The sequence below is a fragment of the Bacillus sp. 22475 genome, from assembly GCF_052044835.1.
GTDB lineage: Bacteria > Bacillota > Bacilli > Bacillales > Bacillaceae_G > Bacillus_A > Bacillus_A cereus.
Genome location: NZ_JBQENW010000001.1, coordinates 287,116 through 301,240, shown reverse-complemented (window position 1 = coordinate 301,240; position 14,125 = coordinate 287,116). Strand labels below are relative to the sequence as shown.

Sequence of the window (14,125 nt, the reverse complement as noted above, 5' to 3'; positions counted from 1 at the left end):
ACCTTTATTTTTAATACGATAAAAGAGGCTCCTATAATAGGAGCCTTCACAATCTCTTAAGAATATGTTTCTTCTTTCTGTACTTGCTCATTTACAAGCTCTTTCAGCAACTCTATAATTTCATCATTTTCTTCTTTCAAACCGACAGTAATACGAATACCATCATCGATACCAAATGCAGCACCAGAACGAACGATATATCCTTTTTTCATTAATCGTTCGAAAGCTTCATTACCCGGTATACCAAGTTTTAAGAAAATGAAATTTGTTTGAGATGGATAATAGAATACGTTATATTCTTTACAAAATGCATAATACTGATTTAGACCTTCAGCATTCTTTTTCACACAATCTTGTAAAAAGGCTTGATCTTCTAATGCAGCGAGTGCTACAGATTGCGCTACAGTTGATGTATTGAATGGTAACCTCGCTACTTCTAGCTGTCCGATTAACTTCGCATCCCCAATCGCATATCCGATACGAAAAGCAGCTAAACCATATGCTTTTGAAAACGTGCGTAAAACCATAAGATTTTCATACTTTTCAAGAAGTGGCAATGTTTGCGGATAGTCTTCTGCTTCCGCGTATTCATAATATGCTTCGTCCATAATAACGAGAGCCGACTTAGGAACTGATTCTAAAAATGAAAGTAATTTTTGTTTCTCAACATATGTACCTGTCGGATTATTAGGATTACAAATCCATACAATTTTCGTTTTATCATCTACTTGCTCTAGCATTGCATCTAAATCGTGAATACCGTCTTTAAGTGATACTTCACGAACTTCTGCTCCTTCAATAACAGCATGGTGATGATATTGTGAAAACGTAGGATTCGCCATTACAACGTTTGTTCCTTCATGTAGTAACGCTCGGCTAATCATTTGAATGACTTCATCTAATCCACTACCAAATAGTAGTTGTTCTGCTTTTACACCTAAATGTTCCGCTACTTTTGTCCGAAGTTCAAAGGCATATCCATCTGGATAAAGGGCATATTGGCTCGCTAAAGAAGTTAATGCTTCTGTCACACGCGCTGAGCAACCGAATGGATTTTCGTTCGATGCTAATTTCACAATTTTCGATAATCCATATTCCCTTTTTACTTCTTCAATGTTTTTCCCAGGCACATATGCTCTCAAAGTTAACAATTGCTCTTTCACTCTCATTTTTCTTCCCCCAGTCATTTCATTCAATTTGATTACAATACAGTTATAGCCCCTTACTGTAATCTTTTATCATAACCGTCACTATTACGAGAATACCTCTAAATGAGCACTTCACAACACTTCGCTATCATTTTAAACCATATCTTTTTGAAATGCCTCTAACGCAATATGAACAGTCTCATCTGAAATAGATACGACATTCACTACCCCATATTCCTGCATAAGCACCATATGAATTGCTCCTGCATTTGCTTTCTTATCTTGTTTCATCAATTGAACGAGGCGCTTTACATTCAAATCTCTTGGCATTTTTGGATAGCCGTATTTCAAGAACCACTGCTTCATATCTTCATAAGCAAGATCAACCTTGTACACTTGCTCACTTAAAAATATGGCGAATAACATTCCAACCGCTACGCCGTCACCGTGAGTAATATTCCCATACCCTAGCTCTTTTTCAAGAGCATGTCCTAACGTATGTCCAAAATTCAAATGGGCACGTACACCCTTCTCTGTTTCATCTTGTGACACAACATTTGCCTTTACAGGAATCGCCTTCGTTAATATATGGATTAACTTCTCATCACGAAGATCCGCTAATGTTTGCACTTCTTCTTTTAACCAATGATATAGCTCCACATCACCAATAAGAGCATGCTTTATCACCTCTGCATAACCTGAACGCCACTCTTTTTCAGGAAGAGACTGTAAAAACGGTGTATGATATACAACTGCTTCTGGCTGATGGAATGCACCAATCATATTTTTACCTAACGGATGATTAATCGCTACTTTCCCACCTACTGCGCTATCGTGCGCTAATAAAGTCGTCGGAACCTGCACAAAGCGAATACCCCGCATAAAAGATGCAGCAACAAAACCAGCTAAATCTCCAATCATTCCGCCTCCAAGTGCAAGAATTAAAGAATTTCTATCTAATTTATTTTCAAGAGCTGACGTATGAGCCGCATAGAAATTTTCGAAAGACTTCTCTTTTTCGCCACTTGGTACAACAAACGAAAACACGTCCTGCTCCACTTGTAATGCATCGATAACTGTCTGTAAATGTAGTGATGCAACAGCTTCATCTGAAATGATCATTACGTTAGATACAGCTGGCTGCATATTTTGAACGATCATTGTTAAGTTTGACAACGCTTCTTTACCAACATGTACATCATATTCTTTTGATTTCGTTTGAATATGTATGTTTCCCATTAAAATCCCCTCGCATATTCATTATGTTTCTCAATATTTTCACGAATTAGTTCCATACGATCTAATCCGAATTGTTCTATTAAAGCTGTTGCTAATTCCCAAGCCACAACCGCTTCTGCAACGACACTAGCTGCTGGCACTGCACAACTATCTGAACGTTCAATGCTCGCTGTAAAAGGCTCTTTCGTATCAATATCTACACTTTGAAGAGGTTTATAAAGCGTAGGTATCGGTTTCATCACACCGCGCACAACAATTGGCATTCCAGTCGTCATACCGCCTTCTAATCCACCTGCATTATTTGTTCTTCGTGTATATCCATGCTCCTCATTCCATAGAATTTCATCATGAACTTCACTTCCCGGTCTATGTGCTGCTTCAAAACCAATTCCAATCTCGACACCTTTAAAAGCATTAATACTCATAATTGCAGCTGCTAATTTCGCATCCAGTTTTCGATCATAATGCACGTAGCTACCTACTCCAATTGGCATTCCTTCCACAATTACTTCAACGATTCCACCAATTGAATCACCATTTGCTTTCGCATCATCAATCGCTTTCATCATTTGGTTACCAGCTTCGTCATCTAAGCAACGTACAGGAGATGCTTCTGTAATACTCTTTAATTCTTCAATTGAACTATACGTAACCTCCTTAGCTTGTACACCGCCAATTTCAATTACATGGCCCGCCACTTTAATACCAAGTTCTGCTAACACCTTTTTAGCAACCGCACCAGCAGCAACACGCACCGTCGTTTCGCGCGCTGACGAACGTTCCAGTACATTCCTCATATCTCTATGACCATATTTAATTGCACCATTTAAATCAGCATGCCCAGGCCTTGGTTTTGTCACTTTCCTTTTTATCTCTTTTTCTTCCTGCTCAGTTAAAGGCTCTGCCCCCATAATTTTTGTCCAATGGGCAAAATCACGATTTTCAACAACGAGTGCAATAGGGGAACCTAATGTTTCTCCATGTCTAACACCACTTAAAATTTGCACTTGATCCGTTTCAATTTGCATGCGTCTACCACGCCCATATCCCTTTTGCCTTCTAGCTAACTCTTCGTTTATATCATCCGCTACTAAAGACAATCCTGCTGGAACACCTTCTATAATCGTTGTAAGTTGCGGACCATGAGATTCACCAGCCGTAATATATCGCATACGTTATTCCTCTTTTCGTATATGTATTTATCTCACTATATTAACTTTTATCATTCTAAAAATATTAAAGAAATTATATCATAAATCGACCATTTTCTTATTCTATATTTCCGATAGGCCTAATTTAAATATCAATATATCATAACAGCTCAAACTTCGTAACTAATTGAAAATAAAAAAAGTGCAAGAAGAATACCCCTATTCTCCTTGCACTTTTTACTATTATCACAGTGATTAAAGCGTTTACAAATTATTTCAAAATAATTAGTAAATCCATTCATTCATTAATTTTGAGTAGTCAACTAATTCTTCTTCTTTAAAGAAAATAGCAATCTCGCGCTCTGCGCTTTCTAAAGAATCAGAACCATGGATAATATTTTTCGCAACAGTTACACCGAAATCTCCACGAATTGTTCCAGGAGCTGCTTCATGTGGTCTTGTTTTCCCCATCATGTTACGCGCTGTATCTACTACACCTTCACCTTGCCATACCATTGCGAATACAGGGCCAGATGTAATAAAGTCTACTAACTCACCAAAGAAAGGTTTTTCCTTATGCTCAGCGTAGTGTTGTCCAGCAATTTCCGGAGTGACTTGCATTAATTTTGCACCAACTAATTGAAAGCCTTTTTTCTCAAAACGAGCTACAATTTCCCCAATGAAGGCACGTTGTACACCGTCTGGTTTTACCATTAGAAATGTTTTTTCCATAAAAAATCTCTCCACTTCTGAATTATGTATGTAATTGTATATCCCCACACACATATTATCACCCTTATCACAATTGTGCAATAGTTTTGAAATAGAGAGATTATTTTATTTTTTAGAATAAACATTAAAATTTTCGTTTTCCAATATACTTTGCAACATTTTGTAATGCATACTTCGCTTTTCCACGTGGGAGTGGTTTTATTATTTCTAAAGCTTTATGTAAATAACGTTCACTAAACGCAAATGCTTGATCAATTGCTGGACTATTTTTTACAGCATCAATAATTTCTTGCATTTCACTTGCTGTTGTATTTTCATGTACAGATGTGATTTTCTGACGAAGTACTGGATCTTCCATCGCATATAAAGCAGGGAGCGTTATGTTTCCTTGTAATAAATCTCCACCAGCAGGTTTTCCAAGTTTCTCTTCTGTGGAAACGAAGTCTAAAATGTCATCAATAATTTGATAAGACATTCCTACAAAATACCCATACCAAAATAGACGATTTACTGTATCACGATTAGCACCAGCAGCAATCGCTCCCAATTGACAACTCGCGGCAATTAATAATGCTGTTTTTCGCTTTATTCTTCTTAAATACGTTCTTAAATTTTGGTCATAATTGTATTTATCTTTAATTTGTTCAATTTCACCTTTACAGACTTCTAAAATAGTATGTGATAACGCTTGATGCGCCTCTGGGATTTCGATATTTGTTATACATTCAAGAGACTTAGCGAACAAATAGTCCCCTGTATACATCGCAATACGATCTCCCCATTTCGCATTCACAGTCGCACTGCCGCGTCGTAAAAATGCAGCATCAATAACATCATCGTGAACAAGAGAAGCCATATGAATAAGCTCTAACGCAACAGCAACATGCTTAATCGCATCTAACTTATAATCTCCAAATTTCCCTGCAAGCAACACAAATACAGGACGAATTCGCTTCCCACCAGCTTCAATAAGTTGTAATGCTGCCTCTTCTACTAATGGCTGTTCAGAAGCAACTGTCTTTTTTAATTCTTTTTCTATCACATTAATATCCGATCGTAAAAAAGAGTACATAAGTTGTAACTTCATATTGTTCACCTTAACCTAAAACTTCTTTTTTCTATTTTGATTCTGGTTTAATACCTAAATGCATCGCTGCTACCCCAAAAGTAAATGGTTTCACTTGCACACGTTCAAGTCCAGCTTGCTCAAACATTTGGGCCAATTCTTTCATCCCTGGGAATGCACTAGCAGATTCTTGAAGCCATGAATATTCTTTATAACTTTTCGCAAACATCTTTCCAAATAACGGCATGATATATTTAAAGTATAAAATATACCCTTGTCGAAAACCAATCATTGTTGGTTGAGATGTTTCTAAACAGATTACTTTTCCACCTGGTTTTACTACACGCGTCATTTCTTTTAATACGTGCATATAATCCGGTACGTTACGTAAACCAAACCCAATTGTTACATAATCAAACGTATTATCTTCAAATGGAAGCTCCATTGCATTCCCATGTAGAAGTTCTACTTGTTTTAATTGTAACGCCTCTACCTTTTGCTTACCGACAGATAACATATTTTCACTGAAGTCTAAGCCAACAACCTTTCCTTGCTCACCTACCGCTCCAGCTAGCGCAATTGTCCAATCTGCGGTTCCGCAGCATACATCAAGCGCTTTACTGCCAGATTGTACATCCATAATTCGCATCGTTTCTTTACGCCACGCTTTATGTCTTTGAAAACTAATTACAGAATTCATCACATCGTATTTATCAGAAATCTTTTCAAATACGTCATGTACTCTTTCTTCTTTTGATTGTTGCATGCTCGTACCTTCTTCCAATATAAAATTGCTTATGTCTTCTATTTATCCCTTAACACAGAATTTATTTCATTTATGTCTGTGTGATTTTCTAAAAATTGTTTTTCTTTCTTTCTCAATCCCATCATCCAACCATTAATCACTACTTCTGCTTTATCCCCTAAAGCATCTTGCACCGCTTGAAAAACAGGTGAATGTTGTTTATCAGCATACAATTGAATTTCTTTTTGAAGGCGATTTCCACCTAATACGTATGTGATAAATGGCTTCCAATGTGATAAATGAAAATGATCACATGTTTTTTGAAGGAGCGCAGACTCAATCGTTACTACGCTTTTCATTATGTCATCCGTCGTTTCATGCGCTTTTTGGTATAACATAATTTTGTGTTCATTTATCTCTTTAATTCCTTCAGCAAGTGCACGAATTAAAACAATATCACGATTCATAGACAATAAATAATAATATAGTCCACTATAGTAATCGCCTGCAAGTACTGTTAATTGACGACATTTATGGAATTCAATCTCTTCCTCGCCTGCTTTATTTGATACCCTTTCATGCGTATCAAGCGCAATTTGTACAAGCATAATTGTTACTACGTAATGCTCAATTTGTTCTATATGTAAGTTTGCACTCTTTAAAGCACCATATAACAATGCTATCTTTTCTTCATCAATAAATGGTTCTTCAATATAGTTTATAAAATAAGGATGGCGTAATTTCTCCATCAATTTCTCTTTTATACCCGCATACCCTCCGTAGATGTCACACACAAAAAATCACCCTTGTTTTCTAATTCATAAAACTTATTATAACACATACACTCTATTTTCTATAACCAAAACTTGGCTACACCTACCATTCATGTAAGCAATCTTTCTAATCTCACTCTGTCTAGCTAAAACTATATCATTTATTTACTAAAAAAAAAAAGAAAAGCAGTTTCCCGCTTTTCTTTACTTCGCTTTAATAAACGATAAAATTTCACTGCGCGCTGCAGCATCATTTTCAAGCACACCACGCACTGCTGTCGTTACGGTTTTCGCACCTGGTTTTTTCACACCACGCATCGTCATACACATATGTTCTGCTTCTACTACTACCATTACACCATGAGGCTCTAGTACTTCCATAATAGAGTTCGCTACTGTTGATGTAATACGTTCTTGCAGTTGTGGACGACGTGCAATTGTATCTACAGTACGAGCTAATTTACTTAACCCTGTCACCTTTCCACCTTGCGGAATATATGCAACGTGAGCAACTCCATAGAATGGAACTAAATGATGCTCACACATCGAATAAAATGGTATATCTTTTACTAGTACAAGCTCTTCGTGATCTTCTCCGAATACTTTATGCAAATGCTCTTTCGGATCTTCATGCATACCTGAGAACACTTCTGCGTACATTTTTGCAACACGCTTTGGCGTATCAAGTACTCCCTCACGATTTGGATCATCCCCAATCGCCTCTAAAATAAGGCGTACTGCATGTTCAATTTGTTCTAAATTAACTTTTGCCATCCGCTAGCCCTCCCGAAAACCTAAAAGTGATACGAACACATTCTAGCATATTTATGTTTTTAAAAGCAAAAAGAAGAGTTCCCAAAAAGGAAACTCTTCTTCCCTGTTAATATGTAAGGATTATTTAACCGCATCTTTTAACGCTTTACCAGGTTTGAATGCAGGTACTTTACTTGCAGCGATTTCAATCTCCTCACCTGTTTGTGGGTTACGACCTTTACGAGCCGCACGCTCACGAACTTCGAAGTTACCGAATCCGATCAGTTGTACTTTATCACCTTGTTTTAAAGCTTCTAAGATAGAATCAAAAACAGCGTCTACTGCTTTTGTTGCGTCCTTTTTAGAAAGGGAACTTGCTTCTGCAACAGCATTGATTAAATCTGTCTTGTTCATGCCATTCACCTCCTCCCAAAGATAAGACTGTATAATGATCATAAAATGAGTCTTACTTTCATTTGTAGGCAATTTTTACAAATTCTATACTACAAAGATGTAGATAAATCATTATCAACGCCTATATTATACGATTCTCCTTTATAATTCAATATTTTTAAGGAAATTGTTACTCTGAAAATGTGAAAATCTGATGAAACTTGACAATTTACAACAATGTATTAGATAATGACTGTTTATTTTTCTATTTTATAATCGAAAAAACAAAAAATCCCTCTACAGTGAGAGGGATTTTTCTTATAGTATAATCGCAATTAATCCGCCAGATCCTTCATTAATAATTCTTTCTAGCGTTTCTTTTAATTTATATCTAGCATTTTCTGGCATTAAAGATAATTTCGCCTGAATTCCTTCTCGAACAATCGAGCTAAGCGAACGTCCAAATATATCAGAATTCCAAATTGATAACGGATCATCTTCAAAATCTTGCATTAAATAACGAACTAATTCTTCACTTTGCTTTTCAGTACCAATGATCGGCTCAAACGTTGACTCTACATCTACTTTAATCATATGAATAGATGGCGCTACCGCTTTTAACTTCACACCAAACCTTGAACCGTGACGAATAATTTCTGGCTCATCTAAGCTCATATCCGCTAGCGCAGGGGCTGCTACACCATATCCTGTTTGCTTAACCATACGCAATGCATCTGCCACTTGGTCGTATTCTATTTTCGCATGAGATAAATCGAGCATAAGCTTCAATAAATGATCTTTCCCTCGAATTTCTACTCCTACTACTTCTTTTAAAATCTGATCATATAATTCATCTGGCGCATATAAATCAATCTCCGCCACACCTTGCCCCATATCAATGCCAGCTAGGCTCGCTCGATCAATAAATTCATATTGACTAAACTGCCAAACAACGCGATCCACATCACGAAGACGTTTTATATCCTTCACAGTTTCTTGAACTGCTTCTTGATAACTTTGACGCAACCAATGCCCTTCATTTAGCACCATTACCCAGCTCGGAAGGTTCACATTCACTTCTAATACAGGGAATTCAAATAGCGCTTCACGAAGTACATTATATACATCTGTTTCTCTTAAACTCTCCACACTCATTGCAATAACCGGGATATCATATTCTTCTGATAAACTTTGGCGTAATTGCTCTGTATCTGGATGATACGGCTGTACCGTATTAATTATCATAATGAAAGGTTTTCCTACTTCTTTCAACTCATTTACAACGCGTTCTTCTGCCTCTATATAATCTCTTCTTGGAATTTCACCAATTGTTCCATCTGTTGTAATTACAACACCAATTGTTGAATGTTCTTGAATTACTTTACGCGTGCCGATTTCTGCAGCTTCATGGAATGGAATAGGTTCTTCATACCAAGGGGTATTAATCATGCGCGGGCCATTCTCATCTTCATAGCCCTTCGCTCCTGGAACCGTATATCCAACACAATCTACTAATCGAATGTTCACTTCAAGTCCTTCATCTACTTCGATAGAAACCGCTTGGTTTGGAACAAACTTCGGTTCCGTCGTCATAATTGTACGACCAGCAGCACTTTGAGGCAATTCATCCTGCGCTCTTTGACGGTCAGACTCATTCTCAATATTTGGAATAACTACAAGTTCCATAAATTTTTTAATGAATGTTGATTTCCCTGTTCGAACAGCTCCTACAACTCCAAAATAAATATCACCGCCTGTTCGTTCTGCAATATCTTTAAAAATATCTACCTTTTCCAAGTGATTCCCTCCCTCAAAATTTTTGGGAATAATTCCGCGTTTATAGTCAACTAATACCTTCTCTAACGTTGCCTATAATATCTGATATAATATAATGGTATTCTAGAAGTTCGGACAATATATCATATAATTTTGTCCAATTTCATATGACTATTAAAAAATATCTTTTGTTTGCATCGTAAGTTGTATAACATAAAAAACCTTTCTTCTAGAACTTATTCACTAAAAGAAAGGTTCATGACTTATGATTTTAAAAAAATTGGTTCTCCGTTCTTTACTGTGTACGGTAAAGAATAAGCTGGTACAAACGGGGAACCTTTCGAAAGTATATTTCGAATATCTTCTCCCTCCGTAAACTGCCCTTCATTTTTTTTCAAAGCGTCATATAAGTCGATTCTATAATCAACAAAAACTTCTCCTTTTTCATTAATTACAAAAGGAAGCCCTTTACCAGAATATGGACTTGTCACTTGTGGTACATCTTTATATCCTAGTTTTTTGAAATCCAATTCATATACACCATCTGAAATTACTTTTTTAAAAGGCGGATATTGATGTTCATCACGATACATCCTAAGTTTTAAAGATAATTCCTGAATTTGTTCAGCCATCCTAACATCAATTAACTTTACTGTTGGATTTGTTTCAACGTCTATTAATACGTATTGATATACTCCTCCACTTTCATATGCATTCCCTGGCGCTTCTTGTATGTAACGCGGAGCAATCTGTTGAAAATCGATTGGATACTTTTGATAAATAGGTGTACTCATATCCCTCGTCTTAATTGGCAATATCCCATCATTTTGCTCCTTAAATGTCACAACAGCTTTTTGAACAACCTGTAGCTGATCTTCATAAGGAACCGCATTTTGCTTCATATTTTCTTTCGGATACAGACAACCCGTTAAAAGGCTCATACAACAAAATATTAAAATAATATGGACTTTTTTCACTAGCATCACCTTTTCATACTAATATAACTTGCTCCGTATGTAGTATTTTCGAGACCATTCCATTTACTGCTGTACAGGTCCACTAAATACAACAAGAAAAATAACAATTCCTGACACAACCATAAGGGTGTACGCTACTAACGCTGTAATCCCTTTCAAAAATTTATTCTTTATTTTATGTCTACTTAATAAAATAAAACTTACTGCAAAAAACATAAATCCAATTGCCCCTAAAGCCAACCACATTTTCATAAGCCCTTCTGACATATACACACCCCTTTTTATCAATCTATTTTTATACTATTTTAACAAATTAAAATCTTTAAACAAATACAAAAAGAACATTTTACTACAAATCGCGAATATGTAACTTTAATCAATAGGTTTTTCAGCATCTTCCACCAATCTAGATAAAAATAAAACCGAAGCGATTGTATCTCTCGCTTCGGTTGACCAAATATGCCCAAAAACAGCTCTATTCCCATTCTTTCATGGCTATCATATGCAATCTACAAACTCTTTGTTTCTCATAATTTATTTTTTAAACATTTTGCTTAACGAGCCAAAATCTGCTGGCATATTATTATTAATAATCGCTTTTACAATTTGATCCTCTTGCTCTTTCGGCACTTCACGTCCCGCCATAAGAGCCACTTGATGAATCAATTGACGAAGTACAGTTTCATCACGTAAATTCGCATTTTGCACGGATGATGCTAATTTAAAAATATCCTCTTTATTTACTTTCGCTTCCTTCTCAATATTATTAAAAATGTTATTATCCATTCTTTTCACCCTCTCCTCAAGTTACTCTTCATCCTATGCAAAAATAAATAAATGGTGAAAAGACCCATAAAATAAAAAAGCGACAGAAGTACAAATGTACTTCTGTCGCTTTTCTTTACAGTAAGTCAGGTATAGCTTCCACTTCATGTTTTCGAACACGTCCCATTAATGAGCCTACCGCATCTTTTACGTTATTCCCATTGAACAGCACGTCATATAAAGCAGCTGTAATCGGCATTTCAACTTCCATTTTCTCTGCCAATTCATGAGCAGCTTTCGTTGTTCTTACACCTTCCACAACCATACCCATGCTTTCTAACACTTCTTCTAAAGAATGTCCTTTTCCAAGCATATTTCCAGCGCGCCAATTTCGGCTATGAACACTTGTACAAGTTACAATTAAGTCTCCCATACCAGTTAGACCAGCAAACGTTAACGGATTCCCGCCCATTTTTCTTCCTAAACGAGCAATCTCTGTTAAACCACGTGTCATCAATGCCGCTTTTGCATTATCACCTAATCCAAGACCATCAGTTATACCAGCAGCTAATGCGATAATATTTTTTAACGCACCACCAAGTTCAACTCCAACGATATCTGGATTTGTGTATACACGGAAATAACTATTCATGAATAAATCTTGTACTTCCTCAGCCGCTTCCATACGCTTTGCTGCAGACGTAACTGTTGTCGCTTGTCGTAAACCAACTTCTTCAGCATGACTCGGTCCAGACAATACAACAACATCTTTAATTAAGTTCTCTGGAATTTCTTCCTCGATTACTTCCGAAATACGTTTTGACGTACCAGGTTCAATCCCTTTACTCGCATGAATCCAAGTAATCGGTTCTGTAACAATTTCTTTCATCTCTTGTAATACATCTCTGTACGCTTTCGTCGGTACTACTAGCAGTACTGTATTTACATCTACTAATGCTTCTTCTAAAGAAGAGTAGGCTACGATTGTGCTTGGCAATGTAATGCCTGGGAGATATCGACTATTCTCATGTTTCGTATTCATTTCATCCATAAGTTCTGAGCGATTTCCCCAAATACGTACATCATGTCCATTGTCAGCTAATACCATCGCTAACGCTGTTCCCCAGCTACCTGCTCCTACTACTGTGATTTTTGTCATAAAATCACATCCTCTCCATTAGTCTCTTGCTCGAGCAATAATGTGAATCGGCGTTCCTACAAAACCGAACGCTTCACGTAAACGATTCTTTAAGAAGCGCTCATATGAAAAGTGCATTAATTCTGTATCGTTTACAAACACAACAAATGTCGGTGGTTTTACCGCAACCTGTGTTGCATAGAAGATTTTCAGACGGCTACCATTATGAGTCGGTGTTGGATTCATTGCTACCGCATCCATAATTACATCGTTTAATACGTTTGTTTGTACACGGATACTATGGCTTTCATTTACCTCATTGATAACCGGTAATAACGTTTGTGTACGTTTTTTCGTTTTTGCAGATAAGAATACAATTGGTGCATAATCCAAGAATTGGAAATGAGCACGAATGTTTTCTTCAAATGCTTTCATTGTTTTTTCATCTTTTTTCACTGCATCCCATTTGTTTACAACGATAATAACAGCTCGTCCTGAATCATGAGCATATCCAGCGATTTTTTTATCTTGCTCAATAATTCCTTCTTCTCCGTCTAAAACAACTAAAACAACGTCAGAACGTTCAATCGCTCTAAGTGCACGAAGTACACTATACTTTTCTGTACTTTCATATACTTTTCCTTTTTTACGCATACCAGCTGTATCGATGATTACATAATCTTGATCATCTTTACTATATGGTGTATCGACAGCATCACGCGTCGTTCCTGCGATATTACTTACAATTACACGTTCTTGACCAAGAAGTGCATTTACAAGCGATGATTTCCCTACGTTTGGACGTCCAATTAAAGAGAAACGGATTGTTTCATCGTCATACACTTCTTCTTCAATCTTTGGAAAATGATTTGCAGCTTCATCTAACAAATCACCAAGTCCTAAACCGTGTGTACCTGAAATCGGGAATGGCTCGCCAAATCCTAATGAATAAAAATCATAAATATCACTACGCATTTCTGGATTATCAACTTTATTTACCGCAAGCACAATTGGTTTTTTAGAACGATACAAAATTTTAGCAACTTCTTCATCCGCTGCAGTTACACCATCGCGACCATTCGTCATAAAAATGATAACATCTGCTTCATCAATCGCAACTTCCGCCTGTTGACGAATTTGTGTCAAGAACGGCTCGTCTCCAATATCAATTCCACCTGTATCAATAATGTTAAACTCATGATTTAACCATTCTCCCGCACTATAAATACGGTCTCGAGTTATACCTGGGATATCTTCTACGATTGAAACTCTTTCTCCAACTATTCTATTGAAAATAGTAGATTTTCCTACGTTCGGGCGGCCTACTATTGCTATTACTGGTTTCGGCATATACTTTCATCCTTTCAACTTGCTTCTGTTTATTATGTAAAAAACCCTTCTTTGTGCAAGAAGGGATTTGCATTCCAGAATATTTCTCAACGTATCAAAACACCTCACATTATAACACA

General features: G+C 36.7%; 15 protein-coding genes. All 15 read right to left on the bottom strand.

Annotated elements, in window-relative coordinates; genetic code table 11:
• Positions 1-56: 56 nt before the first annotated feature.
• Positions 57-1,169, bottom strand: coding sequence for a histidinol-phosphate transaminase (hisC, locus tag ACTJJY_RS01640; protein ID WP_001264022.1), 1,113 nt, complete (start codon positions 1,167-1,169; stop codon positions 57-59).
• Positions 1,170-1,301: 132 nt separating this feature from the next.
• Positions 1,302-2,387 (bottom strand): 3-dehydroquinate synthase, encoded by a 1,086-nt coding sequence (gene aroB / locus ACTJJY_RS01635; protein WP_440604848.1) that lies wholly within the window; start codon positions 2,385-2,387, stop codon positions 1,302-1,304.
• On the bottom strand, positions 2,387-3,559 hold the full coding sequence (gene aroC / locus ACTJJY_RS01630) for a chorismate synthase (RefSeq protein ID WP_001269379.1): 1,173 nt from the start codon (positions 3,557-3,559) through the stop codon (positions 2,387-2,389). The genes aroB and aroC overlap by 1 nt, the downstream gene beginning before the upstream one ends.
• 264 nt (positions 3,560-3,823) lie before the next feature.
• Complete coding sequence (gene ndk, locus ACTJJY_RS01625; RefSeq protein ID WP_000415883.1) at positions 3,824-4,270, bottom strand: nucleoside-diphosphate kinase; 447 nt, start codon at positions 4,268-4,270, stop codon at positions 3,824-3,826.
• A gap of 124 nt (positions 4,271-4,394) precedes the next feature.
• Positions 4,395-5,357: a heptaprenyl diphosphate synthase component II gene (gene hepT / locus ACTJJY_RS01620; RefSeq protein WP_000776079.1), complete on the bottom strand. Its 963-nt coding sequence runs from the start codon at positions 5,355-5,357 to the stop codon at positions 4,395-4,397.
• A gap of 31 nt (positions 5,358-5,388) precedes the next feature.
• Positions 5,389-6,102 carry a 2-heptaprenyl-1,4-naphthoquinone methyltransferase gene (gene menG / locus ACTJJY_RS01615; protein ID WP_153591902.1) on the bottom strand — a complete coding sequence of 238 codons (714 nt, stop codon included), beginning with the start codon at positions 6,100-6,102 and terminating at the stop codon, positions 5,389-5,391.
• A gap of 38 nt (positions 6,103-6,140) precedes the next feature.
• Positions 6,141-6,875, bottom strand: coding sequence for a heptaprenyl diphosphate synthase component 1 (locus ACTJJY_RS01610; RefSeq protein WP_327973956.1), 735 nt, complete (start codon positions 6,873-6,875; stop codon positions 6,141-6,143).
• Between the two features lie 183 nt (positions 6,876-7,058).
• Complete coding sequence (gene folE / locus ACTJJY_RS01605) at positions 7,059-7,628, bottom strand: GTP cyclohydrolase I FolE (RefSeq protein WP_001151481.1); 570 nt, start codon at positions 7,626-7,628, stop codon at positions 7,059-7,061.
• Positions 7,629-7,748: 120 nt separating this feature from the next.
• Positions 7,749-8,021 (bottom strand): HU family DNA-binding protein, encoded by a 273-nt coding sequence (locus tag ACTJJY_RS01600; RefSeq protein WP_001043860.1) that lies wholly within the window; start codon positions 8,019-8,021, stop codon positions 7,749-7,751.
• A gap of 297 nt (positions 8,022-8,318) precedes the next feature.
• Positions 8,319-9,797: a stage IV sporulation protein A gene (gene spoIVA, locus ACTJJY_RS01595; RefSeq protein WP_000416519.1), complete on the bottom strand. Its 1,479-nt coding sequence runs from the start codon at positions 9,795-9,797 to the stop codon at positions 8,319-8,321.
• 242 nt (positions 9,798-10,039) lie between these two features.
• Positions 10,040-10,753, bottom strand: a complete 714-nt coding sequence (locus ACTJJY_RS01590) for a hypothetical protein (protein ID WP_000755480.1) — start codon at positions 10,751-10,753, stop codon at positions 10,040-10,042.
• A gap of 63 nt (positions 10,754-10,816) precedes the next feature.
• Positions 10,817-11,020 carry a DUF2768 domain-containing protein gene (locus ACTJJY_RS01585; protein WP_001289005.1) on the bottom strand — a complete coding sequence of 68 codons (204 nt, stop codon included), beginning with the start codon at positions 11,018-11,020 and terminating at the stop codon, positions 10,817-10,819.
• Positions 11,021-11,287: 267 nt separating this feature from the next.
• Positions 11,288-11,539 (bottom strand): stage VI sporulation protein F, encoded by a 252-nt coding sequence (locus ACTJJY_RS01580; RefSeq protein WP_000369753.1) that lies wholly within the window; start codon positions 11,537-11,539, stop codon positions 11,288-11,290.
• Between the two features lie 115 nt (positions 11,540-11,654).
• On the bottom strand, positions 11,655-12,677 hold the full coding sequence (locus ACTJJY_RS01575; RefSeq protein WP_000161783.1) for an NAD(P)H-dependent glycerol-3-phosphate dehydrogenase: 1,023 nt from the start codon (positions 12,675-12,677) through the stop codon (positions 11,655-11,657).
• An 18-nt stretch (positions 12,678-12,695) separates the two neighbouring features.
• On the bottom strand, positions 12,696-14,006 hold the full coding sequence (der, locus tag ACTJJY_RS01570; RefSeq protein WP_440604847.1) for a ribosome biogenesis GTPase Der: 1,311 nt from the start codon (positions 14,004-14,006) through the stop codon (positions 12,696-12,698).
• Positions 14,007-14,125: the final 119 nt, after the last annotated feature.

Excerpts from the sequence above, each read along its gene's own strand:
- hepT (WP_000776079.1), bottom strand. The coding sequence starts at position 5,357 with ATGAAGTTACAACTTATGTACTCTTTTTTACGATCGGATATTAATGTG.
- aroB (WP_440604848.1), bottom strand. The coding sequence starts at position 2,387 with ATGGGAAACATACATATTCAAACGAAATCAAAAGAATATGATGTACAT.
- ACTJJY_RS01600 (WP_001043860.1), bottom strand. The coding sequence starts at position 8,021 with ATGAACAAGACAGATTTAATCAATGCTGTTGCAGAAGCAAGTTCCCTT.
- menG (WP_153591902.1), bottom strand. The coding sequence starts at position 6,102 with ATGCAACAATCAAAAGAAGAAAGAGTACATGACGTATTTGAAAAGATT.
- folE (WP_001151481.1), bottom strand. The coding sequence starts at position 7,628 with ATGGCAAAAGTTAATTTAGAACAAATTGAACATGCAGTACGCCTTATT.
- aroC (WP_001269379.1), bottom strand. The coding sequence starts at position 3,559 with ATGCGATATATTACGGCTGGTGAATCTCATGGTCCGCAACTTACAACG.
- ndk (WP_000415883.1), bottom strand. The coding sequence starts at position 4,270 with ATGGAAAAAACATTTCTAATGGTAAAACCAGACGGTGTACAACGTGCC.
- ACTJJY_RS01575 (WP_000161783.1), bottom strand. The coding sequence starts at position 12,677 with ATGACAAAAATCACAGTAGTAGGAGCAGGTAGCTGGGGAACAGCGTTA.
- der (WP_440604847.1), bottom strand. The coding sequence starts at position 14,006 with ATGCCGAAACCAGTAATAGCAATAGTAGGCCGCCCGAACGTAGGAAAA.
- ACTJJY_RS01585 (WP_001289005.1), bottom strand. The coding sequence starts at position 11,020 with ATGTCAGAAGGGCTTATGAAAATGTGGTTGGCTTTAGGGGCAATTGGA.
- hisC (WP_001264022.1), bottom strand. The coding sequence starts at position 1,169 with ATGAGAGTGAAAGAGCAATTGTTAACTTTGAGAGCATATGTGCCTGGG.
- ACTJJY_RS01580 (WP_000369753.1), bottom strand. The coding sequence starts at position 11,539 with ATGGATAATAACATTTTTAATAATATTGAGAAGGAAGCGAAAGTAAAT.